The sequence below is a fragment of the Terrabacter sp. 05T424 genome, assembly GCF_056396225.1.
The window spans coordinates 1-22,297 of sequence record NZ_JBFTLB010000004.1; the positions used below are offsets into that span (position 1 = coordinate 1).

The following is a 22,297-nucleotide window of genomic DNA, read 5'->3' on the forward strand; positions in this document are numbered from 1 at the left end:
AGAGCCTCCGGGGCAACCCTTCAAACTTACCCGCCTCACACTTGGGAGTCAAACCCGCGAACCAGCCTTCAGACCGTCCAGATTCAACCCGCTTGGTGCCAGCGGCTCCTACCCTCCAAAGCCTACCGGATCAACCAGTGTGCTTCGGACCGCTCCGCGCCGGTCCCGATGGCTCGGGGGCGGCTCGGAGCACCCGGTTCGGAGAGCCGATCACTCGGTCTCGCTCCGGGGCCGTCCGAAACCTTACCGGATCAACCGGAGTGCCTCAGACCATGCTCTCCAGCCCCGGGACCGGCCAACTTCGCTAGGTGATCTCTCACCGCCGCGGTGGCGTCCGTTCCTCCCTGTCGGGCTGACGAAGAGAACATTACATGGGCCTCCCGGGATCTCATAATCGGCCCGGTGGAGGCCCTCCCCGAGTGGCTGCGTAAGACTCTGACCTGCGAGAACGTCGCTCAGGACACGCGATCGATGACGATCGGCGGCAGGTCGGGCCGTGAGCCCTCCGGGGCGATGGTGAACCCAACCTCGAGCGCTTCCAGCGCACGGGCGAAGCGCTCCGGCTCGTCGGTGTGCAGCGTCATGAGCGGCTCGCCGCCACGGACCGTCGCTCCGGGCTTGTGGTGCAGCTCGACACCGGCACCGGCCTGGACCGGGTCCTCCTTGCGGGCCCGTCCCGCACCGAGGCGCCAGGCCGCGACACCCACGGCCAACGCGTCGAGCTTCACCAGCACGCCGTCGGCCGGGGCCAGGACGTGGTGCGTCTCCTTGGCGGTCGGCAGCTCGGCGTCGGGGTCTCCCCCCTGCGCCCGGATCATCCGGCGCCAGGCGTCCATGGCCCGACCGTCGGCCAGGACGTCGGCAGGGTCGACGTCGTCCTTGCCGGCGCCGGCCACCATCTCGCGAGCGAGGGCGATGGTCAGCTCCACGACGTCGCCGGGTCCGCCGCCGGCCAGCACCTCGACCGACTCGCGCACCTCGAGGGCGTTGCCGGCCGTGAGCCCGAGCGGGGTCTCCATGTTCGTGAGCAGCGCGATGGTGTGCACGCCGGCATCCTTGCCGAGACGCACCATCGTCTCGGCCAGCTCACGGGCTTGGCCGAGCTCCTTCATGAACGCCCCGGAGCCGACCTTGACGTCGAGCACGAGCGAGCCGGTGCCCTCGGCGATCTTCTTGCTCATGATCGAGGTGGCGATGAGCGGCACGCAGGACACGGTGCCCGTGACGTCGCGCAACGCGTACAGCTTCTTGTCGGCGGGGGCGAGACCGGACCCGGCGGCACAGATGACGGCCCCGACGTCCTCGAGCTGGTGCATCATCTGCTCGTTCGTCAGGTCGGCACGCCAGCCCGGGATCGCCTCGAGCTTGTCGAGCGTGCCGCCGGTGTGGCCGAGCCCGCGCCCTGAGAGCTGCGGGACGGCGACACCGCACGCCGCCACGATGGGCGCCAACGGGAGGGTGATCTTGTCGCCCACTCCCCCGGTCGAGTGCTTGTCGCTGGTCGGGCGCGAGAGGCCCGAGAAGTCGAGCCGTTCGCCCGAGCGGATCATGGCGTCGGCCCACCGCGCGATCTCGCGGGGGGTCATGCCATTGAGGTAGATCGCCATCGCGAGGGCCGACATCTGCTCCTCGGCGACGACGCCTCGGGTGTAGGCGTCGATGACCCAGTCGATCTGGCCATCGGACAGCTCGGCCCGGTCACGCTTGGCGGAAATGACGTCTACGGCATCGAAGGCTTCGCTCACCGGACCATCATGTCCCAGGGCAGGCGTCGCCGGGCCACCGACGGGAGCGTTCAGCCCTGGGCGTGGCGCAGGTTCTCGGGACCGAACGCCTGGGGCAGCACCGCCGACATCGGGAGCACTCCCTCGGGGGTCATGAGCAGGCAGCCGGGGCCGCCGTTCTCCCACAGCAGCTGCCGGCACCGGCCGCACGGCATGAGCGCCTGGCCGTCGCCGCCCACGCAGTAGACGGCCGTGAGCAGCCCGCCGCCGGTGGCGTGCAGCTCGGAGACCATGCCGCACTCGGCGCAGAGCGTCACTCCGTAGGCGGCGTTCTCGACGTTGCAGCCGGCGACGACGCGACCGTCGTCGACGAGGCCCGCCACCCCGACCCGGAAACGCGAGTACGGGGCGTACGCGCGCTCCATGAGCTCGACCGCGCGCAGGCGCAGGGCCTCCCAGTCGACGTTCGCGCCGGAGTCGTCTGCGGGCCCGACCGAAGCGGCCCCGGCCGTATGCCGCCCAGCGGGCTCGGCGGCATACGGCTCGGTGGCGTGTGCTTCGGTGGCGCCCGGGACGGCTCCCTCGGACACGGGTGACACCTAGTGGTCACCCGCCATGAGCCGGCCGATCTCGGTGCGGTCGGCGTGGCCGCCGGGCATCTCGGCGACGACCTTGCCGCCGTGGATGACGGCGATGCGGTCGGCGAGCGAGAGCACCTCGTCGAGCTCGGCCGAGACGAGCAGCACCGCGGCGCCCTCGTCGCGGGCCGCGACGATGCGGCGGTGGATGAACTCGATGGAGCCGACGTCGACACCACGCGTGGGCTGGGCGGCCATGAGCAGCTTGGGCCCGAAGCTCATCTCGCGCGCGACGACGACCTTCTGCTTGTTGCCGCCGGAGAGCGACCCCGCAGGGGCACTCACGCCGGCGGCACGGATGTCGAACTCCTGGAAGAGTCCCTCGGCGTTCTTGCGCACCTCGTCGAAGTCGCGCACGAAGCCGTTGGCGAACGGCTTCTCGGAGAACCGGTTGAGCACGAGGTTGTCGGCGAGCGAGTAGGAGGCGACGAGGCCGTGCCGCTCGCGGTCCTCGGGGATGTGGCCGACGCCGGCGACGTGGGTGTCGCGCGGGTTGGCCTTGGTGATGTCCTTGCCGAGCAGGTTGATGCTGCCGGACTGCGGCGGCCGCATGCCGGCGATGGCCTCGACGAGCTCGCGCTGGCCGTTGCCCTCGACACCGGCCACACCGACGATCTCGCCGGCCCGGACGTCGAGGGTGAAGCCGTCGACGGCCCGCAGGTTCCGGTCGTCGAGCACGACGAGATCCTTGATCGACAGGACGTCGGCGCCGGGGGTCGCCTCGTCCTTGTCGACGCGCAGCACGACGTCGCGGCCGACCATCATCGTGGCGAGACCGCGGGCGTCGGTGTCGGCCGTGGCGACCTCACCGACGACGGCGCCCTGGCGCAGCACGTAGACCCGGTCGGCCGCGGCGAGCACCTCGCGCAGCTTGTGCGTGATGAAGACGATGGACGTGCCGCTGGCGGCGAGGTCCTTCATGACGGACAGGAGCTCGTCGGTCTCCTGGGGCGTGAGGACGGCCGTCGGCTCGTCGAGGATGAGCAGGTCGACGCGCCGTGAGAGCGCCTTGAGGATCTCGACGCGCTGCTGGGTGCCGACGGGGAGGTCCTCGATCTCGACGTCGGGGTCGACCTTGAGACCGTGCTTGGCCGACAGCTCGCGCACGAGCTTGCGGGCTCCGTCGATGTCGAGGACGCCGCGGCTCGTCGTCTCGTGGCCGAGGATCATGTTCTCGGCCACCGTCATGACGGGCACCAGCTGGAAGTGCTGGTGGACCATGCCGATGCCGCGACGGATGGCGTCGCGGGGGTCCTTGACCGGGGAGGCGTCACCCTTGATCGTGATCGTGCCCTCGTCGGGCTTGACCAGGCCGAAGATCTGCTTGACCAGCGTCGACTTGCCGGCGCCGTTCTCGCCGAGGAGGGCGACGATCTCGCCGCGCCGGACGTGCAGGCTGATGTCGCGGTTGGCGCGCACCGTGCCGTAGGACTTCGACAGCCCGGCGATGTCGAGCAGTCGCTCGGCCTCCCTGTCGGCGGACGGCTGCGTGGACGACTGGGCCGATGGCTGGACCGTTGCGGTCGGCTGCTCGCTCACGAACCCTCTCCCTTCACGAACGGCTGCCCGACGGCTCCCGGCGCCCGGACGCGGCCGGCGGCGACCGCCAGCACGACCAGGGTCAGCAGGTAGGGCAGCAGGGTGATGAACTGCTGCGGGATGTTGATGACGCCCTGCAGCTGCGACGCGAGCGCGTTGGTGAAGCCGAAGAACAGCGCGGCCGCGAAGACGCGCAGCGGTCGCCAGCCACCGAAGATGAGGATGGCGAGGGCGAGGAAGCCTCGGCCGGCGGTCATGCCGCGCTCGAAGCCGGCCGTCGCCTCCATCGAGAGGAACGCGCCGGCGGCACCGGCGAAGATGCCACCGATCGTGACGTTGACCAGACGCATGCGGATGACGTCGATGCCTGCGGTGTCGGCGGCCGAGGGGTACTCGCCGATGGACCGGGTGCGCAGGCCCCAGCGGGTGCGGAACAGCGCGAAGTGCACCACCGGCACGGCGAGGAGCGCGAACATCGCGATCGGGCCGGTCTGGAAGAACACGTCACCGATGAGCGGGATCTGCGACAGCACCGGGATGTCCCACTGCGGCATGTTCGACGAGAGCACCTTGCCGGGGCGGTAGAAGAAGGACGTCAGGCCGGTCGCGACGATGTTGATGACGACACCGGCGATGATCTGGTCCATCAGACCCTTGACCGTGGTCAGCGCCAGGAACGCACCCATCGCGATGCCCGCGACCATGCCGACGAGCACACCCACGATGAGCGAGCCGCTGGCGGCCGCGGAGAAGAACGCCGCGAAGGCGGCGACGAGCATCTGGCCCTCGATGCCGATGTTGACCACGCCCGACCGCTCGCCGACGACACCCGTGAGGGCGCCGAGCACGAGGGGCACCGCGAAGAACCACGCCCCCTTGAACATGGAGGTCGCGACGTTGTCGTTGATCGCGTAGAAGACGTAGGCGGCGACCAGCAGCACGACGGTCGAGCCGACCGCGACCTGGTTGCGCTTGACCCATTCCATGTCAGGACCCCCAGCTGCTCGCGAGAGCGGAGGACTTGGCGGTGTACCTGCGGAAGATCAGCTTGGCGATGATCGGCAGCGACACGAGCAGCAGCGTGATCGCCAGCAGCATGTCGACGATCTCGGGCTGGATGCCCGTGTTGAACATGAGGTTGGACGAGCCCGCGCGCAGCGCGCCGACGAGCAGCGCCGCCGGGATGGTGCCGAGCGGGTTGGACCGGGCCAGCAACGCGATCGTGATGCCGTCGAAGCCGAGGGAGCCCGCGATGCCGTCCTGGTAGCGGTAGGGGTCGATCTCGAGGTACTCGACCGAGCCCGCGAGACCGGCGAGGCCACCGGCGATCGCCATCGCGAGGACGATCATGCCGCTCAGCTTGATGCCGGCGTACGAGGCGGCGTGGCGGTTGCGGCCGATGGTCTCGAACTGGAACCCGAGGGTCGTCCGGCGCAGCATCCACGCGACGGCGAGGGCCAGCACCAGCGCGATCGGCAGGCCGATCGGCACGACACCCAACGGCACGAAGCGCGAGCCCTCGGGCGCGGGGAAGGAGGCCGGGTAGGCCGAGGAAGGGTCTTTCATCGGGCCGTTGACGAGGTAGTCGATGAGGCCCGCGGCGATCGAGTTCAGCATGATCGTCGAGATCACCTCGTGGACACCGCGCGTGGCCTTGAGGGCGCCGGCGATCGAGGCCCACATCGCACCGGCGAGGATGCCGCACACCATCGCGATGATCGCGACGACGACGCCGGGCGCGTCGCGCACGATGTGCGCGGAGGCCGCGGCCGCGATGGCGCCGGCCATGAGCTGGCCCTGCGCGCCGATGTTGAACAGACCGACGCGAAGCGGGATGACGACGGCGAGGCCACAGAGGATCAGCGGCACCATCTTCTCGAAGGTGCCCTGGAGGCCGTCGGCCGTCAGGAAGGAGTAGGTGAAGAGCGTCTGGTACGCGTAGAGGGGGCTGACGCCCTGGGCTCGGATCAGCACGGCACCGATAACCAGGGCCGCGACCACGGCCACGAGCGGCACGATGATCGACTGCTCGCGCACGAGCACCCCGAGCACTCCTGTGGGTGGCGGGGGCGCCCCGCGCTCGGGCACGACCGGGGGCGGCGTCGCCTCGGCGGTCGGCTGGGTGGTCACGGCGCCGGCGTTGTCGGCGCCTGACGGCTCATCTCTCGAATCGGCCATCTCGGACCTCTCGACTCCTTGTGTGGACCAGTTTTCGGTACTGCGCGCCGCTCTCCGGCGCAGAACGACGTCGAGCGGGTGCCCCTGTGGAGCACCCGCTCGACGTTCGTCATGACGGGACTCTAGTGCCGACCCCGTCGGGGGTCATGCGCCTTCGGTTCAGCCTGCCTTGTAGCCGGTTGCCTGCGAGCCGTCCTCGAGCTTCTTCACGACGTCGGCGACCTTGGTCTTCACGTCGGCCGGGACCTTGCTGTCGAAGTCGTGGAACGGTGCGATGCCGGCGGTGCCGAAGAAGTTGCCCGGCTTGATCGTGTTGCCCTTGATCGCCTTGAGCAGCTCGCCGATGCCGTCCTTCTCGTGCTTCTCGGCCGAGGTGATGAGGCACGGGTGCGCGGCCGGCAGGGTGTCCCACTGGTCGAGGTCGACACCGATGCAGAAGACCTTGTCGCCCGCACCGTTGGTCTTCGCGGCCTCCTGGAGAGCACCGTTGCCGGTGCCGCCACCGGCGCCGAAGATGAAGTCGGCGCCCTGCGCCAGCATCTTCTTGGCCTCGCCGGCGCCCCACACGGGGTCGTTGAAGGCGGTCTGGCCGGCCGGGTGGTAGACCTTCGAGACCGCGACGGACGGGTTGGCGGCCTTGGCGCCGTTCTCGTAGCCGGCGGCGTACGCCTGGGTCGGCGGGATCTCCTGGCCGAGGACGACGCCGATCTTGTTCGACTTCGTCATGAGACCGGCGAGGTAACCGGCGGCGTAGCCGGCCTGGTCCTCGTGGAAGATCAGGCCCGTGACGTTCGGGACGACCGGGTCGGCCTGGAACTGGTCGAAGCCGATGAACTTCGTGTTGGGGTACTGCTTGCCGGCGGCGCGCGTCGCGTCACCCATGAGGAAGCCGACCGTGACGATGACGTCGTACTTCGCGTCGGTGAACTGCTTGATGTTCTTCGCGTAGTCCTTGGGGTCGGTCGTCTCGACGAACTTCGTCTGCGCACCCAGCTCGCCCTTGACCTGCTCGACACCCTCCCAGGCAGCCTGGTTGAAGCCCTTGTCGTCGACCTTGCCGACGTCGGTCACGAGGCCAACGCAGAACACCGAAGCGCTCGAGCAGTCGCCCGAGGCGGCGGTGTTGGTGCCCCCGCCGCCGGAGCCGGTGGACGGGCCCGTGGACCCACCACAGCCAGCGAGTGCGGCGACCAGTCCGGTCGCGACAACCGCACTCAACTTCACATGTGAACGCAAGGCGCTCTCCTTCAGTCCGTCGGGCCGACGACGACATCGGCCCAGATAGCACGGAACTGTAGACCCCGTCACGACAAGATCTGAGCGCCTCGGAGCAAGTCGCAGGAAGTGTTATCGATCCGCGACCGCACTCAGCGGAGTAACGCCGCCGAGGGCGGGCGTGCCCGCCAGCTGGGCCGCCGCGGAGAAGACGACGCCGGCCAGCGTGCGGGCTCCGACGACGATCGCTCCCTCGTCGATGACGAGGTCGCCCCGGTGCAGGTCGTAGGTCGGGCCGCCCGGCGTGCGGGTGCCCAGGCGGGCCATCGCGCCGGGCACGTGGGTGAGGTACCAGGCGAAGTCCTCGCCGCCGAGGGACTGGGGCGTCGGCGCCACGAACGCGCCGGTGCCGGTCACCGCCGCGGTGAGCGCGTCGATGCAGCCGGCGTCGTTGACGACGGGCGGCACGCCCTTGGTGATCGTCACGTCGGCCTGGACGGCGTACGGCTTGACGACCTCGTGCACGACGGCCTCGAGCAGCCGCTCGACGCCCTCCCAGATGCCGGCGTCGAGCATGCGCAGCGTGCCGCCCACCTTCCCCGAGGAGGGGATGACGTTGTGCGCGCCGCCCGAGTGGATCGAGCCCCAGACGAGAGCAGCCCCAGCGCGGGGGTCGAGACGGCGCGACAGCACGGCCGGCACGTCGGTGACGACCTTGGCGAGGGCGTAGGTGAGGTCCTGCGTCAGGTGCGGCCGCGACGTGTGGCCGCCGCGCCCCGAGAGGGTCACCTCGACCTGGTCGGCGGCCGCGGTGATGGCGCCCACCCGCAGGCCGACCTGTCCGGCGTCGAGGTTGGGGTCGCAGTGCAGCGCGAAGATGCGGTCGACACCGACGAGGCCGTCCTGGGCGACGACGTCCTCGGCGCCACCGGGCATGAGCTCCTCGGCGGGCTGGAAGATGAGGCGCGCGCCGATGCCGGCGTCGACGAGGCGGTCCTCGGTGGCCTTGAGCGCGAGAGCCGCGCCGAGCAGGGCGCTCGTGTGCACGTCGTGGCCGCAGGAGTGGCTGACGCCGTCGGTCTGCGAGGCGAACTCCAGGCCGGTCTGCTCGCGGATCGGCAGGGCGTCGAGGTCGGCCCGCAGCGCGATGCGGCGCACCGGCTCCGGCGCGCCGAGGTCGGCGACGAGCCCGGTGCCACGCAGCCGGCGCACGCTGATGCCGACGCGCTCGAGGCGCTCGGCGACGACGGCCGTGGTGCGCACCTCGCCGCGTCCGAGCTCGGGGTGGGTGTGCAGGTCGCGACGGATCGTGACGAGCTCCTGGGCATGCTGCTGGACGGTTCGGGCGACGGCCTCGAAGGGCAGCGAGAGGGAGCGGTCGGTCACGAGCACGGGATTCTAGCGAGAGGATGGGCGAGGTCCCCGCCGAGAGGGGTCGACACGAGGCGGGAGGGGCGCGTGGAGGCTGGTGCGGAGGCGGGTGCGGACCGTGGTCCCGCGCGCGAAGACGTCGACCGCCCGCTCGGGGCCGACGCGGTGCGACACGTCGTCGCCCAGGTCGACAGCGCGCTGCCCTTCATGACCGCCACCTGCGCCGGCTCCCCCGCCACGGTGTGGTTCGCCGACGTGATCGCCCACGTGCGCGCGGGATCGGATCCGCTGCTGCCGTGGCGTGACGCGTTGGGTGCCCAGATGTCGCAGCGGCACGCCGTGGCCGTGCGTCCGCACGTGCCCGCGGCCTTCGTGCTGCAGTGGTGGTGCGAGGTCGCGGCGACCCCGATCGCGTATGCCGCCGCGCTGGGGCCGTGGGTCCTCGCACCGTCGCCCGCCGGGCTGGGTCTCGAGCTCGCGGCGGGGCTCAACCCCCACCGGATCGTCGTGGACCCGGGGCGGGCCTCGCTCGTCGCAGAGCCCGACCCAGCGCGGCGTCTGGAACGCGGCCACACGGCATACCTGGGCCTCGTCTCAGAGGTCGTGGCGGCGTACGCCCCCGAGGTGCGGATGGGCTCGCGACAGCGGTGGGGGGTCGTGTCGGACATGTGGGACACGGCGGTGCGGCTGGCCCACGGCGCGGCCGGAGAGGACGTCGGACCGGCGTCGACGAGGGTGTCGTGCTGCTTCATCTACGCGCTGCCCGGGATGCGCGAGTGCGCCTCCTGCCCCCGCAGCGCGTGACGCGCCCGCAGAACTAGGGTGGCCGCCATGTCTGCGCGCCTCCCCTCGTCAGAGCTCGTCGTCGTGCACGAGGACGTGCGCGACGCCCTGGACACCGGCGTCGGGGTCGTCGCCCTCGAGTCGACGATCCTCGCCCACGGGCTCCCCCACCCCGACAACATCGAGATCGCCGGGCAGATCGAGGACGCGGTGCGCGCCGGCGGCTCGGTGCCCGCGACGATCGCCGTGCTCGACGGCGTGGTGCACGTCGGCCTCGGTGCCCCCCAGGTCGAGCGCGTCTGCACCGACCCCGACATCGCGAAGCTGTCGGTACGCGACGTGGGCGTCGCTGCGGCACTGGGGCGTTCGGGCGCGACGACCGTGGCGTCGACCTCCGCGCTGGCGCACCTCGCCGGCATCCGCGTCTTCGCGACCGGCGGCCTGGGCGGCGTGCACCGCGGCGCCGCCGAGACGTTCGACGTCTCGGCCGACCTCGGCGTCATCGCCTCGACACCGGTGCTGGTCGTGTGTGCGGGGGTGAAGTCGATCCTCGACGTGGCCGCCACCCTCGAGACCCTCGAGACGCTGTCGGTGCCGGTGCTCGGCTACCGCACCGACGCCTTCCCGGGCTTCTACCTCTCGGACTCGGGGCAGCCGGTGCCGTGGCGGGTGGAGTCCGCGGAGGAGGCGGCACGCGTCGTCGTCGCTCGCGACCGGCTGAGCACCGACGCTGCAGGGGTCGTGCTCGCCAACCCGCTGCCGGCGGACCGACAGGTCGACCGGGAGCTGCACGACCGCCTCGTCACCGAGGGTCTCGCGCTGCTCGAGCGCGAGGGCGTGCACGGCAAGGACGTGACGCCGCGCCTGCTCGAGTTCTTCCACGACAACTCGGGTGGCGAGTCGCTGCGGGCCAACGTCGAGCTCGTGCTGGCCAACGCGCGGCTCGCCGGCGAGGTCGCCGCTGAGGTCGCGCGGCTGTCGCACGACGGTGAAATGGCTTGGCAGGCATGAGCGCTCGTCCCGTTGTCGTTGTCGGGGACGTGGGGCTCGACGTCATCACCCGACCCTCCGGCGACATCCAGTGGCACTCGGACACACCGTCGTCTGTTGCGCTCGTGCCCGGGGGCGCTGGCGGCAACTCGGCCTCGTGGCTCGCCGGGCTCGGGGCGTCGGTGACGCTGGTCGCGCGAATCGGCTCGGACGCGGCGGGATCCACGTGCCGGCACGAGCTGGAGGCGGCCGGGGTGACGTGCGCCTTCGCCGTCGACCCGGCCCTGCCGACGTGCATGGTCGTGATCCTGCTCGACGCCCACGGCGACCGCACGATGTTCCCCGACCGCGGGGCCAACAAGGCGTTCTCGGTCGACGACGTCGACCTTGCCGGGCTCGGGCTCGGGCCCGGGCTCGGGACTGGTCTCACGGCCGCGACGCGGCCGCACCTGCACCTGAGCGGCTACGTGCTCTTCGACGCCGGGTCGCGGGCCGCCGGGCTCGAGTCGCTGCGGCAGGCCCGCGCCCTCGGCTGGTCGACGTCGGTCGACCCGCAGTCGCCGGCGCTCATCGAGCGCGAAAGCGCCGAGAGGTTCCTGTCGTGGGTGGCGGGCGTCGACCTGCTGCTGCCCAACGAGAACGAGGTCGCGGCGCTCGGTGGCATGCGCACCATCCTCGAGCACACGGACGAGGTGGTCGCCACCTACGGGGCGGCCGGGGCCAGGTGGGTCGGGCGCGGCGTCGACGAGAGCGCCGAGGCGCCGCTCGTCGAGAACGTCGACGCCACCGGATGCGGTGATGCCTTCAACGCCGGGCTGCTCTCCGCGTGGCTGCGCGGCGACGACCGTGCCTCCGCGTTGCGGGCAGGGGTTGCGGCCGGCAGTGCCGCGGCAGCGCGCGTCGGCGCCCGACCCAGCTAGGGCGTGTCTCCTGAATGTGGGCACGTTCGGCTGACATGGTTGATGCATGTCGCGTTCTGCCGTGCTGACCGATGCTCAGTGGGAGCTGATCGAACCGTTGATGCCGTCCTCGGATGGCAAGCGCGGCAACCGATTTCGTGACCACCGCACGATCGTGGAGGCCGTGGTGTACCGGTTCCGGACCGGGATCGCGTGGCGTGACCTGCCGGAGCGGTTCGGGCCCTGGCAGACGGTCTGGAAACGCCACCGCCGGTTCTCGGGGGACGGCACATGGGACCGGATCCACACCGCGCTGCTCGCGCACGCCGACGCGGTTGGGGAGATCGACTGGAACGTGAGCGTGGACTCCACGATCAACCGGGCCCACCAGCACGGCACGAACCTGACCCGCGTGACCCCGGCCATCGGGAGCACAGGGGGCTCTGTCGAATCACATGAATCTGCTGCTCGAGCCGGCTGACCACGCGGTCGGCCGCTCCCGTGGCGGACTGAGCACGAAGATCCACCACCTCTGCGACGGCAAAGGCCGCCCGCTCGTGCTGCTCCTGGGCCCCGGTCAAGCGAACGACTCGCCCATGTTTCCGAACCTGCTCAATGCGATTCGGGTGCCGCGCCTCGGCCCGGGACGGCCGCGGACCCGGCCCGACGCGGTGCTGGGCGACAAGGCGTACTCCTCGCGTGGCAACCGGGCTCTGCTTCGCTCGCGCGGCATCACGGCGGTCATCGCCGAACCGTCCGACCAGGTCGGGAACCGCAAACGCAAAGGATCCAAGGGCGGCCGGCCTCCGGGCTTCGACGCCGAGGCGTACAAGGGCCGCAACGTCATCGAGCGCTCCTTCAACGTCCTCAAGCAGTGGCGCGGCCTGGCCACCAGGTACGACAAGCTCGCCCTGACCTACCGCGGCGGAGTCGTCCTCGGCGCGATTGTCACCTGGCTACGCGAACTGGGAGACACGCCCTAGACGGCATACGCCCTCGGGCTGTTCGACGGACCGCTACGAACAACGCCTGTCGCGGCGGCGTCACGCTCGGACGAGGAGCTCGTGGCGGTCCGTCGACCGGGCGCACGGCATATGCCTGCAGCGCCGACGTGCGGTCCCTACGATCGGGAGAGGTGGTGGCGCCCGCGGCCCCGACGGCGGGCCGCGAGGAGGCCTCATGTCAGGCGAGTGGCACCGGATCGACGACGGCGACCTGCCCGGCGAGGGCCGGGTCCGAAGCGTGGTGGTCGACGGTCGCAGCGTCGCGCTGAGCCGGTGCGGCGACCGGCTCGGCGCGCTCGAGAACCGGTGCCCACACCAGGGCGGCCCGCTCGGCGAGGGCTCGATCGAGAAGGGCTGGCTGCGCTGCCCCTGGCACGGCTACGACTACGACCCGATCACCGGCACCCCGCCCGAGGGCTTCGCGGACGCCCCCCGCGCCCACCCGGTCGAGGTCCGGGAGGACGGCACGTGGGTGCAGCTGCCCGAGATCGAGCCGCACCGTCGCACCGTCTCGGACGTGCTCGTCGAGACCCTGGTCAACTTCGGGGTGAGGCACGTCTTCGGCATGGTCGGGCACTCGAACCTCGGGTTCGCCGACGCCATGAGGCGGGCCGAGGAGCGCGGCGAGCTGACCTACATCGGGATCCGGCACGAGGGCGCAGCTGCGTTCGCGGCCAGCGCGTACGGCAAGCTGACCGGTCGGCCGGCTGCCTGCTTCGCGATCGCCGGACCCGGGTCGACGAACCTGCTCACCGGGCTCTACGACGCGCGGCTCGACGGGTCACCGGTGGTCGCCGTCTCGGGCCAGGTGCCGAGCTCGGTCCTCGGGCGGGGCGCCTTCCAGGACGTCGACCTCTCGGCCGTGTTCGCCGACGTGACCCTGTCGACCACGACCCTGCACGCCGGAAGCAACCACGCCGAGCTCGCCGCGGTCGCGGTCAAACGCGCCGTCGACGGCCGGGGCGTCGCCCACCTGGTCCTGCCCGACGAGGTGCAGGTGCTGCCGTCCGATGCTGCCGCCGCGGTTCCGGACGGACGCGTCGCACCGAGGCTGTCCCGCGGGGACGAGGGTGCGCTGGCCCGAGCGGCGGCCCGCATCGCGCAGGCCGTCCGCCCGGTCGTGGTCGTCGGGCACGGCGCACGGGGCGCCCGGGCGGAGGTGGTCGAGCTGGCCGAGCGGCTGGGCGCCCCCGTGCTGACCACCTTCAAGGCCAAGGGGCTGGTCCCCGACACGCATCCGCTCGGCGCCGGCGTGCTGGGACGCAGCGGTACGCCGGTCGCGAGCTGGCTGATGAACGAGGCCGACCTGCTCGTCGTCGTCGGGGCGTCCTTCTCGAACCACACCGGCATCGCCGCCTACAAGGACATCGTGCAGATCGACGACGAGCCCTCGGCGATCGGTCGCTTCGACCCGGTGCACGACCACGTGCTCGCCGACGCGGCGCTCGGCCTGCGTGGCCTCCTCGGGCTGCTGGAGGAGGCGCGCGACGGCGTGCGCGCGGCGGACCAACGCGGCGACGTGGCTGCCCGTTGGGAGATCTGGCGCGCCGAGAAGGCCCGACGAGCGGCCGACGACCGCGGCCACGGCGTCTCGGCCGCCGCCGTCTTCGACGCCCTGTCGCGACACGGGCCGGAGGACGCCGTCGTGGCCGTCGACGTCGGCAACCACGCGTACTCCCTCGGGCGCTATCTCGAGTCGAAGGGACAGCCGGTGCTCATGTCGGGCTACCTGGGCTCGATCGGCTTCGGCTACCCGGCTGCACTTGGGGCGTGGGCGGCCGATCCGAGCCGCCCGGTGGTCGCCGTCACCGGCGACGGCGGGTTCGGGCAGTACGCCATGGAGCTGACGACCGCGGTCAAGTACGGCATCCCGGTCAAGCACGTCCTTCTCGACAACCACGTGCTCGGGAAGATCGGCAAGGAGCAGGTCGCCGAGCGCTTCCCGGTCTGGCACACCTCCCTGCACAACCCCGACTGGGCCGGCTTCGCGGCCCTGTGCGGCGCGGTCGGGCTCGCCGTCGACCGCGCCGACCAGCTCGACGCCGCGATGCGTGAGCTCTTCGACACCTCTGGACCGGCCATGCTGGCCGTCGAGCAGGACGTGGAGCTGCTGTGACGGCCGGGGGCGCCAGCCTGGCGACGACCGTCCGGGCGCTGCACGTCGTGGCCGAGCTCGTGCTGGCCGGGCCCCAGTTCCGGACGAGCGGGTCGATCGAGCTCGGCGTGCGGCCGGGCGGCTTCGGGACGACGGCGACCCCTGACCTGTGGGTCGAGGGGGCCGAGCTCGTGTCGGACTCCGGGCGCTGGCCGATACGGGCGACGACCGCTGCCGCACTCGCGGCCGCCGCCGAAGTCGAGGTGGGCGAACCCGCCGGGCTCTACGGCGACGGTTCGCACGGGTCGGCGGACGAGACGCTGGACGCCGACCCGACCGACGCGCAGTGGGTGGCGGAGTGCTACGCCCGGGGTGACGCGGCGTTGCGGGCTTTCGCGCCGCAGGTGCGCCCGGTGCTGTGGCCCGAGCACTTCGACATCGGGATCACGGTCGGCGACGTCGCCTACGGGGTCTCCCCCGGCGACGGTCACGTGACCGAGCCGTACGCGTACGTCAGCGTCCGCCCCGTCCCCGTCGGGCCGTTCTGGAACGTTTCCTTCGGGTCGGCACGGCCCATGGGTACCCTTCACGACGCGGCCGCGGTCCGCGCGTACTTCGCGGAGGGGACGCGTCTGCTTGCAGGCGACGTGAGCTGACGCGCACCGCGCCGGTGGCGGGCTGGTGGCCGAGCTGCCTTCTGTCAGAAGGTCTCTCGTGGCTGGTAGGTGCCCCAGACCTCGCGCAGGGCATGGGCGACCTCGCCGCCGGTGGCGCGGGCGGCGAGGGCATCCTTCATCGGGTAGAGGACGTTGTCGGTGCCGCGGGCGGCGTCCTTGAGCCTGGCGAGGGCGGCGTCGACAGCTGCCTGGTCGCGGTCGGCGCGCAGGGCCTCGAGCCGGGCGCGCTGGTCGGCCTCGATGGTGGGGTCGACACGCAACGGCTCGTACTTGTCCTCGACGTCGACGGTGTACTTGTTGACGCCGACGACGGTGCGTTCGCCGCCGTCGATCTCGAGCTGGACGCGGTAGGCGGAGCGCTCGATCTCGGACTTCTGGAAGCCCTGCTCGATCGCCGCGACCGCGCCGCCCTTGTCCTCGACGGCCTGGATCAGGGCGACGGCGGCCGCCTCGATCTCGTCGGTCATGGACTCGACGACGTACGAACCGGCAAACGGGTCAACGGTTTTGGTCACATCGGTCTCGTAGGCGATGACCTGCTGGGTGCGCAGCGCGAGCCGGGCGGCCTTCTCCGTGGGCAGCGCGATCGCCTCGTCGAAGGAGTTGGTGTGCAGCGACTGGGTGCCACCGAGGACCGCGCCGAGCCCCTGCAGGGCGACGCGGACGAGGTTGACCTCGGGCTGCTGCGCCGTCAGCTGCACGCCGGCGGTCTGGGTGTGGAAGCGCAGCATCATCGACTTCGGGTTCTGCGCGCCGAAGTCCTCCTTCATGATGCGGGCCCAGATGCGCCGGGCCGCACGGAACTTCGCGACCTCCTCGAGCAGCGTCGTGCGGGCCACGAAGAAGAACGACAGGCGTGGGGCGAAGTCGTCGACGGCCAGACCCGCGGCCTGCGCGGCGCGGACGTACTCCATCGCGTTGGCGAGGGTGAACGCGATCTCCTGCACGGGCGTCGCCCCGGCCTCGGCCATGTGGTAGCCGCTGATGGAGATGGTGTTCCAGCGGGGCATCTCCTTGTGGCAGTAGGCGAACACGTCGGCGATGAGGCGCAGCGACTCACGCGGCGGGTAGATGTAGGTGCCGCGGGCGATGTACTCCTTGAGCACGTCGTTCTGGATCGTGCCGGTCAGCTTGTCGCTGGCGACGCCCTGGCCCTCGGCGACGAGCTGGTAGAGCAGCAGCAGCGTCGAGCCGGGGGCGTTGATCGTCATCGAGGTCGAGATCTTGTCGAGCGGCAGCCCGTCGAAGAGGGTGCGCATGTCGTCGAGGCTGTCGATCGCGACGCCGACCTTGCCGACCTCGCCGTGCGCGATCGGCTCGTCGGAGTCGTATCCCATCTGGGTCGGCAGGTCGAAGGCGACCGAGAGGCCACCCGTGCCGGCCTTGACCAGCTGGTGGTAGCGCTCATTGCTCTCCTTCGCCGTGCCGAAACCGGCGTACTGGCGCATCGTCCACGGCCGCCCGGTGTACATCGACGGGTAGACGCCGCGGGTGAACGGGTAGCTGCCGGGGGCGCCCAGCTTGGCCTCGGGGTCGAAGCCGGCGAGCGCCGAGGCGTCGTAGACGGGCTCGATGGGCAGGTCGGACTCGGAGCGCGCGCCAGTGCTGTCAGCCATGGTGCCGAGCGTATCGGCGCCCGGGCGGCGGTCCGGCGCTCCCGTGACGAACGTCGCCGATCTCACGCCCACGAGGGCGTATGCCGTCGCGCAGGCACCCGGGGCCTCCCTCGCCGGCCGGCGAGGCGGCGGCATACGTTGGCCTCTCGACGTGCGGGAGGGGGCGAACTTTGGCCACTCGACGTGCGGGAGGCGGCGAAACTTGGCCTCTCGACGGTTGAGAGGCGGCGAAACTTGGCCTCTCGACGGTTGAGGTGGTGCAGGTCAGGCGTCGTCGTCGGGCCAGCCGCGGGTGATCGTCGCCTTGTGCTCGTCCCACTCGCCCTCGAGCGCGCCGAGCCGGTCACCGAGGAACTCGAGGAAGGCGACCGAGAGCTGGAGCCGACGCCCGGCCGGTGTCGCGAGGCCACCGACGGCGGGCACGCCGGCCCGCAGGCTCGTCTCGATCTGGGCGAGCACGCGGTCGCGCGAGAGCATGGCGCCGTGCCAGGCGTCGGCCTGCACCACGTAGACGTCGCGGCGTGAGCCCCGCTCGCGCTCCTTGCCGATCATGTAGGTCTGGGTCAGGTAGCGGACCGCCCCGGAGATCGCGGCAGGGCTGACGTCGAGGGCATCGGTGAGCTCGGCGGCGGTCATCCGGCCGTCCTCGTCGGCGAGGAGCTGGGCGAAGACCCGGGCCGCGAGACGGGGCATGCCGGCGTCGGTCAGCGTGTCGCCCAAGCGCTCGACGTACGTCGACACGGCTCGGTCGTCGCGGGTCGCCTGTCGCGCCTTCGTCATCAGCCCCTTCACCACCTCTCCCCGTCGCTGCACACTGGGTCCCAGTCACTCCCTGTGGAGACCATACCCATCCGTCACAACATTCAGTAAATCGTGAATGTTGTGTATTGTCGATGGCATGAGCTCAGCGATCCAGGTCCACGACCTGCGCAAGACCTTCGGCCACACGGTCGCCCTCGACGGGCTCGACCTCGAGGTGTCCACCGGCGAGATCCACGGCTTCCTCGGCCCGAACGGCGCCGGCAAGTCCACGACGATCCGCATCCTGCTCGGCCTGCTCCGCTCAGACGGTGGCACCGCGACGCTGCTCGGCGGCGACCCGTGGCGCGAGGTCGAGACCCTGCACCGGCGGCTCGCCTACGTGCCGGGCGACGTCGCCCTCTGGCCCAACCTCACCGGCGGCGAGGTGATCGACCTGCTCGGCAAGCTGCGCGGCGGCCTCAACGAGCAGCGACGCGCCGAGCTGCTCGAGCGCTTCTCGCTCGACCCGACGAAGAAGGGACGTTCGTACTCCAAGGGCAACCGCCAGAAGGTCGCACTGGTCGCCGCGCTCTCGTCGGACGTCGAGCTGCTCATCCTCGACGAGCCCACCTCCGGCCTCGACCCGCTCATGGAGGCCGCCTTCAAGGACGCGGCCCACGAGCGCCGCCAGCAGGGCGCGACGATCCTGCTGTCGAGCCACATCCTCAGCGAGGTCGAGTCGCTGTGCGACCGGGTGAGCATCATCCGAGAAGGGCGCAACGTCGAGTCCGGCACGCTCGAGCAGCTGCGCAGCCTCTCGCGGACCACCGTCGACGCCACACTGTCGCGGCCCATCAGCACGGAGCAGCTGCGCGCGGTGCCCGGTCTGGCCGACGTCTCGGTCACCGACCACCACGTCGTCTGCGCCGTGGAGACGCAGCACCTCGGCGACCTGCTCGTGCTGCTGGGGCAGCACGGCATCCTGACGCTGACGAGCGCGCCCCCGACGCTCGAGGAGCTGTTCATGGACCAATACCGCACGAAACCGGCTGCGGCGCAGGACAGTTYGAACCCCACAGACGCCGCGACCAGCGCGCCGGCCGAGCTGAGGAGCACGAGGCGATGAGCACGTTCGCCGGCACCGGGTCGTTGGTGCGCCTCGCTTCGCGGCGCGACCGAGTGCTCATCCCCGTGAGCGTCCTCGCGCTGGTGGCCTTCGCGGCCGGGTCGGCCCAGGCGACGATCGGCCTCTACCCGAGCCTCGCGAGCGCCCTGGAGATCATCCGCCCGCTCGTCGACAACCCGGCCGTCGTCGCGCTCTACGGCCCGATGACGAGCCTCACGCTGGACTCGTTCGCCGTCTTCAAGACCGTGCTGCTCGGCGGCGTCTTCGTGTGCCTGCTCGCCTACATCGTCGTGCGCCGCCACACGCGGACCGAGGAGGAGTCGGGCCGTCTCGAGCTGCTCGGTGCCGGCGCTATCGAGCGCCGCACGCCGCTGACCGCAGCCATCCTGCTCGGCACCACCACGGTCGTCGCCACCGCGGCGCTCACTGCCGGGTCGCTGGCCGCCGTCGGTCTCGACGGGCGCGGCTCGGTCGCCTTCGGTGTCTGCTGGCTCGTCATGGGCCTCTCGTGGGTCGGGATCACGGCCGTCGCTGCCCAGCTGACCGAGACCACGCGCGGCACGGCGGCGATCTCGCTCGGCGCCCTCGGGGCCGCGTTCCTGCTGCGCGCCCTCGGCGACACCGCCGACAGCGACAACCCGGCACGGTTCCTGACGTGGCTCTCGCCCCTCGGGTGGGGCCAGAAGACGTCTCCCTACGGCGAGAACCAGCTGTGGCCGTTCTGGATCGGGCTCGCCGCGTTCGCCCTGCTCGTCGCGCTGGCCTACCGGCTGCAGGAGCGGCGCGACCTCGGCGCGGGCCTGCTGCCGAGCCGACCCGGCCCGTCCCGCACCTCGATGCGCACCGTCGGCGCCCTCACGACGAGGCTGGCCCGCGGGACCCTGATCGGCTGGGCCGTCAGCGCGCTCGTGATCGGGGCGGTGGTCGGCTCGATCGCGTCCAACCTCGAGTCGCTGACCTCCTCCGACACCACCATGGAGCTGCTGCGCAAGCTGTCGGGGGCTGGCGGCCAGGTCGCCCTCATCGACACCTTCTTCACCACCGAGCTGCACATCATCGCGTTCGCCGTGACGGCGATGGGGATCTCCCTCGTGACCCGGCTGCGCACCGAGGAGACCTCGCTACGGGCCGAGGTGCTGCTCACCACGACCTCCCGCATCAGGTGGGCGGTCTCCCACCTCGTCCTCGCGTTCGTCTCCACCGCCGTCGTCATGGCGCTCGTCGGCCTCGTCGCGGCCGTCGCGGACGGTGAGCGTTCAGGCGGAGTCGGGGCGTCGGTCGGCCGGCTCGTCCCGGCGGCGCTCGTCACCGTGCCCGCCATCTGGGTGACCGTGGCCGTGGCACTCCTGCTGGTCGGCTGGGTGCCCCGGCTGACCGGACTCGCCTGGGCCGCCCTCATCACCTTCCTGCTCCTCAGCGAGCTCGTCCCCGTGCTCGGCCTGCCCGCCTGGATGATGAACCTCTCCCCCTTCGGCCACGTGCCCTCGATGCCTGCCGAGGACGGCCGGGTCCTGCCGCTCGTCCTGCTCACCGTGGTGGCGGCCGCCGTGGCTGCGGCAGGCCTGGTGGGCGTGCGCCGGCGCGACATCATCGCCTGACGGCGTACGGCCGGGGCGTATGCCGTCACGCGCGGACCCATGCCCCCGGCCAGTCGTGGCTGTTCCACCGGACGGCGGGCCACCCATCTGTACCGTGTGCGCATGACCGCCATCCCCGGGCTCTGGGCCGTGATCCCCGCTGGGGGGTCCGGCACCCGGCTCTGGCCGATCTCGCGCCGCCACTCCCCCAAGTTCTTGCACGACCTGACCGGCTCCGGCCAGTCGCTGCTGCGTGAGACCTGGGACCGGCTCTCCCCGCTCGTCGGTGACCGGATCCTCGTGGTGACGGGCGCCGCCCACGAGGACGCCGTCCGCCGCCAGCTTCCGATGCTCGGCTACGACGCGGTCGTGGCCGAGCCCTCCCCGCGCGACTCGATGCCCGCCATCGGGCTCGCGGCCGCGATCCTCGAGCGCCGCGACCCGGAGGCAGTGCTCGGCTCCTTCGCCGCCGACCACGTCGTCACGGACACCGAGGCGTTCCACAGCGCCGTCTCCGAGGCCGCCGGGCTGGCCCGGCGCGGAGAGCTCGTGACCATCGGCGTCGAGCCGACCGAGCCCTCGACGGCGTTCGGCTACATCAAGGTCGGGGACGCTCTCGGGGTCGACGACGCCCCGAGCGCACGGCGCGTCGAGGAGTTCGTCGAGAAGCCCGACCGCGAGACGGCCGCGAGTTATCTCGAGACCGGCGAATACCGTTGGAACGCAGGCATGTTCGTGGTCGGCGCCACCACGCTGCTCGAGCTGCTCGCCGTGAACCACGCCGACATGGTCGACAGCCTTCGCATCATCGCGGCCGACCCGCGACGCATGCGTGACCTCTGGCCGTCGCTGCAGAAGATCGCGATCGACCACGCCGTGGCCGAACCCGCCGCGGCGGCCGGGCGGGTGGCCGTCGTGCCCGCGTCCTTCGGCTGGGACGACGTCGGCGACTTCGCCTCGCTGACCCGGCTGGTCACCGAGTCCCCCGCTCTCCCGGGCATCACCGCGATCGGACCCGAGGACGACATCATCGCGATCGACTCGACGGCGATGGTGGCCACCGGCGGCCGGCTCGTGGCCCTCATCGGTGTCGACGACCTCGTCGTCGTCGACACCCAGGACGCGCTGCTCATCACCCGCCCCGACCGGGCGCAGGACGTCAAGAAGGTCGTGGAGATGCTGACGGCGCAGAACCGCACCGAGCTCACCTGACCACTGCCTCCCGTCGCAAGGATCTCGGCATTCGCATACCGCGCCTGGCCGGGCGGGTCGACAGTGGAGCCATGACCTCGATGCTGCCCGAGGAGGGCGAGTACCTCACGACCGGCTGGGAGGTCGACCTGCCGGCCGCGGACTCCCTTGTGCGACAAGGCGTTCTCGCGCACGTGTCGTGGGCGCGAGCCTTGACGACGGCGGCCCGCGGGGACTTCGCGGAGGGCCACGGATGGTGCGCCGGTCGGGGCGGTGGGGCGAGCGCCCTGCTCAACTGGGCGATCGTGACGAGGCCGCCGCGCAGCTGGGCGTCGACCATGGGAGCCCTCTCGGCGGCATACCCGGACGACGTCTCGGCGATCGTGATCAGTCCGTTCCCGGCGCCCGACCTCACGGCGCACGGCTTCGAGCTCGTCGGCCACCCGCCCCTGATGTTCCGGCCGACGTCGGGGAGCGGCACCGCACCGGCCTCGTCGGTCGAGGTGCGGCAGGCGACCACGCCAGGCGAGCTCCAGGACGCGGAACGCGTTCTCGTGGAGGGCTATCCGATGCCAGACATGGCCGACCTGCCTCCGGGCGACTTCTACCGTTCCGACGTCGTCGACGCCTTGACACGCGTCTTCGTCGGTTACCTGAACGGCGATCCGGTGGCCACGTCGGCGGCTCACTCGGCTGCCGGGGTGACGGTCGTCGAGAACGTCGCGGTGCTCGCGAGCGCCCGTGGGCGGGGCGCCGGGGCGGCGCTCACGTGGGCGGCGACGACGACGTGGCCCGAGCAGGGCGCCGTGCTCATCGCCAGCGACGACGGGCAGCCCGTCTACGAACGTCTCGGCTTCCTGCGGGTCGAGCGGTGGACCTGCTGGCTGCGCTCCTGAGAGCACTGACCCTCACGTGGTCTCCCCGGACGTATGC

At 71.4% G+C, this 22,297-nt stretch carries 18 protein-coding genes and 1 pseudogene; 10 read left to right on the plus strand and 9 right to left on the minus strand.

The genetic code is table 11. The annotated features are described in order from the left end of the window. Positions 1–455: 455 nt before the first annotated feature. From AC1DE0_RS10610 to AC1DE0_RS10640, 7 genes are all read right to left on the minus strand, one after another. The gene (locus tag AC1DE0_RS10610) at positions 456–1,745 is read right to left on the minus strand and encodes a thymidine phosphorylase (protein ID WP_478100147.1); all 1,290 of its coding nucleotides are present in this window, start codon (positions 1,743–1,745) and stop codon (positions 456–458) included. A gap of 50 nt (positions 1,746–1,795) precedes the next feature. After that, positions 1,796–2,173, minus strand: coding sequence for a cytidine deaminase (locus AC1DE0_RS10615; protein ID WP_478100777.1), 378 nt, complete (start codon positions 2,171–2,173; stop codon positions 1,796–1,798). A 150-nt stretch (positions 2,174–2,323) separates the two neighbouring features. Continuing rightward, the gene (locus AC1DE0_RS10620; protein WP_478100149.1) at positions 2,324–3,901 is read right to left on the minus strand and encodes an ABC transporter ATP-binding protein; all 1,578 of its coding nucleotides are present in this window, start codon (positions 3,899–3,901) and stop codon (positions 2,324–2,326) included. Continuing rightward, positions 3,898–4,887: an ABC transporter permease gene (locus tag AC1DE0_RS10625; RefSeq protein ID WP_478100151.1), complete on the minus strand. Its 990-nt coding sequence runs from the start codon at positions 4,885–4,887 to the stop codon at positions 3,898–3,900. The genes AC1DE0_RS10620 and AC1DE0_RS10625 overlap by 4 nt, the downstream gene beginning before the upstream one ends. A gap of 1 nt (position 4,888) precedes the next feature. Further along, entirely contained in the window at positions 4,889–6,079 is a 1,191-nt protein-coding gene (locus AC1DE0_RS10630; protein WP_478100153.1) for an ABC transporter permease, read from the minus strand. Positions 6,080–6,238: 159 nt separating this feature from the next. Beyond that, the gene (locus AC1DE0_RS10635) at positions 6,239–7,150 is read right to left on the minus strand and encodes a BMP family lipoprotein (protein ID WP_478100155.1); all 912 of its coding nucleotides are present in this window, start codon (positions 7,148–7,150) and stop codon (positions 6,239–6,241) included. A gap of 276 nt (positions 7,151–7,426) precedes the next feature. Next, entirely contained in the window at positions 7,427–8,686 is a 1,260-nt protein-coding gene (locus AC1DE0_RS10640; protein ID WP_478100157.1) for an amidohydrolase, read from the minus strand. Between the two features lie 66 nt (positions 8,687–8,752). On the opposite strand from AC1DE0_RS10640, the gene AC1DE0_RS10645 reads away from it, so the two are divergent. From AC1DE0_RS10645 to AC1DE0_RS10670, 6 genes and pseudogenes are all read left to right on the plus strand, one after another. After that, complete coding sequence (locus AC1DE0_RS10645; protein ID WP_478100159.1) at positions 8,753–9,469, plus strand: (2Fe-2S)-binding protein; 717 nt, start codon at positions 8,753–8,755, stop codon at positions 9,467–9,469. A 27-nt stretch (positions 9,470–9,496) separates the two neighbouring features. Further along, positions 9,497–10,459: a pseudouridine-5'-phosphate glycosidase gene (locus AC1DE0_RS10650; protein WP_478100161.1), complete on the plus strand. Its 963-nt coding sequence runs from the start codon at positions 9,497–9,499 to the stop codon at positions 10,457–10,459. Further along, positions 10,456–11,358 carry a carbohydrate kinase family protein gene (locus AC1DE0_RS10655; RefSeq protein ID WP_478100163.1) on the plus strand — a complete coding sequence of 301 codons (903 nt, stop codon included), beginning with the start codon at positions 10,456–10,458 and terminating at the stop codon, positions 11,356–11,358. The genes AC1DE0_RS10650 and AC1DE0_RS10655 overlap by 4 nt, the downstream gene beginning before the upstream one ends. Before the next feature lie 46 nt (positions 11,359–11,404). Beyond that, positions 11,405–12,320: pseudogene (locus AC1DE0_RS10660) on the plus strand (IS5 family transposase). A 196-nt stretch (positions 12,321–12,516) separates the two neighbouring features. Continuing rightward, positions 12,517–14,457: a thiamine pyrophosphate-binding protein gene (locus AC1DE0_RS10665; RefSeq protein ID WP_478100165.1), complete on the plus strand. Its 1,941-nt coding sequence runs from the start codon at positions 12,517–12,519 to the stop codon at positions 14,455–14,457. Further along, positions 14,454–15,092: a hypothetical protein gene (locus AC1DE0_RS10670; RefSeq protein ID WP_478100167.1), complete on the plus strand. Its 639-nt coding sequence runs from the start codon at positions 14,454–14,456 to the stop codon at positions 15,090–15,092. The genes AC1DE0_RS10665 and AC1DE0_RS10670 overlap by 4 nt, the downstream gene beginning before the upstream one ends. Before the next feature lie 44 nt (positions 15,093–15,136). On the opposite strand, the gene AC1DE0_RS10675 is transcribed toward AC1DE0_RS10670, so the two are convergent. Both AC1DE0_RS10675 and AC1DE0_RS10680 read right to left on the minus strand, forming a co-directional pair. After that, positions 15,137–16,729, minus strand: coding sequence for an acyl-CoA mutase large subunit family protein (locus tag AC1DE0_RS10675; protein ID WP_478100169.1), 1,593 nt, complete (start codon positions 16,727–16,729; stop codon positions 15,137–15,139). 264 nt (positions 16,730–16,993) lie between these two features. Then, positions 16,994–17,509 carry a GbsR/MarR family transcriptional regulator gene (locus AC1DE0_RS10680; protein ID WP_478100173.1) on the minus strand — a complete coding sequence of 172 codons (516 nt, stop codon included), beginning with the start codon at positions 17,507–17,509 and terminating at the stop codon, positions 16,994–16,996. Between the two features lie 118 nt (positions 17,510–17,627). Between AC1DE0_RS10680 and AC1DE0_RS10685 the strand changes: the two genes are divergently transcribed. From AC1DE0_RS10685 to AC1DE0_RS10700, 4 genes are all read left to right on the plus strand, one after another. Further along, the gene (locus AC1DE0_RS10685; RefSeq protein WP_478100175.1) at positions 17,628–18,596 is read left to right on the plus strand and encodes an ABC transporter ATP-binding protein; all 969 of its coding nucleotides are present in this window, start codon (positions 17,628–17,630) and stop codon (positions 18,594–18,596) included. Continuing rightward, positions 18,593–20,194 (plus strand): ABC transporter permease, encoded by a 1,602-nt coding sequence (locus tag AC1DE0_RS10690; RefSeq protein ID WP_478100177.1) that lies wholly within the window; start codon positions 18,593–18,595, stop codon positions 20,192–20,194. The genes AC1DE0_RS10685 and AC1DE0_RS10690 overlap by 4 nt, the downstream gene beginning before the upstream one ends. 102 nt (positions 20,195–20,296) lie before the next feature. Further along, positions 20,297–21,385, plus strand: coding sequence for a mannose-1-phosphate guanylyltransferase (locus AC1DE0_RS10695; protein WP_478100179.1), 1,089 nt, complete (start codon positions 20,297–20,299; stop codon positions 21,383–21,385). A gap of 71 nt (positions 21,386–21,456) precedes the next feature. Then, the gene (locus tag AC1DE0_RS10700) at positions 21,457–22,260 is read left to right on the plus strand and encodes a GNAT family N-acetyltransferase (protein ID WP_478100181.1); all 804 of its coding nucleotides are present in this window, start codon (positions 21,457–21,459) and stop codon (positions 22,258–22,260) included. The last annotated feature ends 37 nt before the right edge of the window (positions 22,261–22,297 follow it).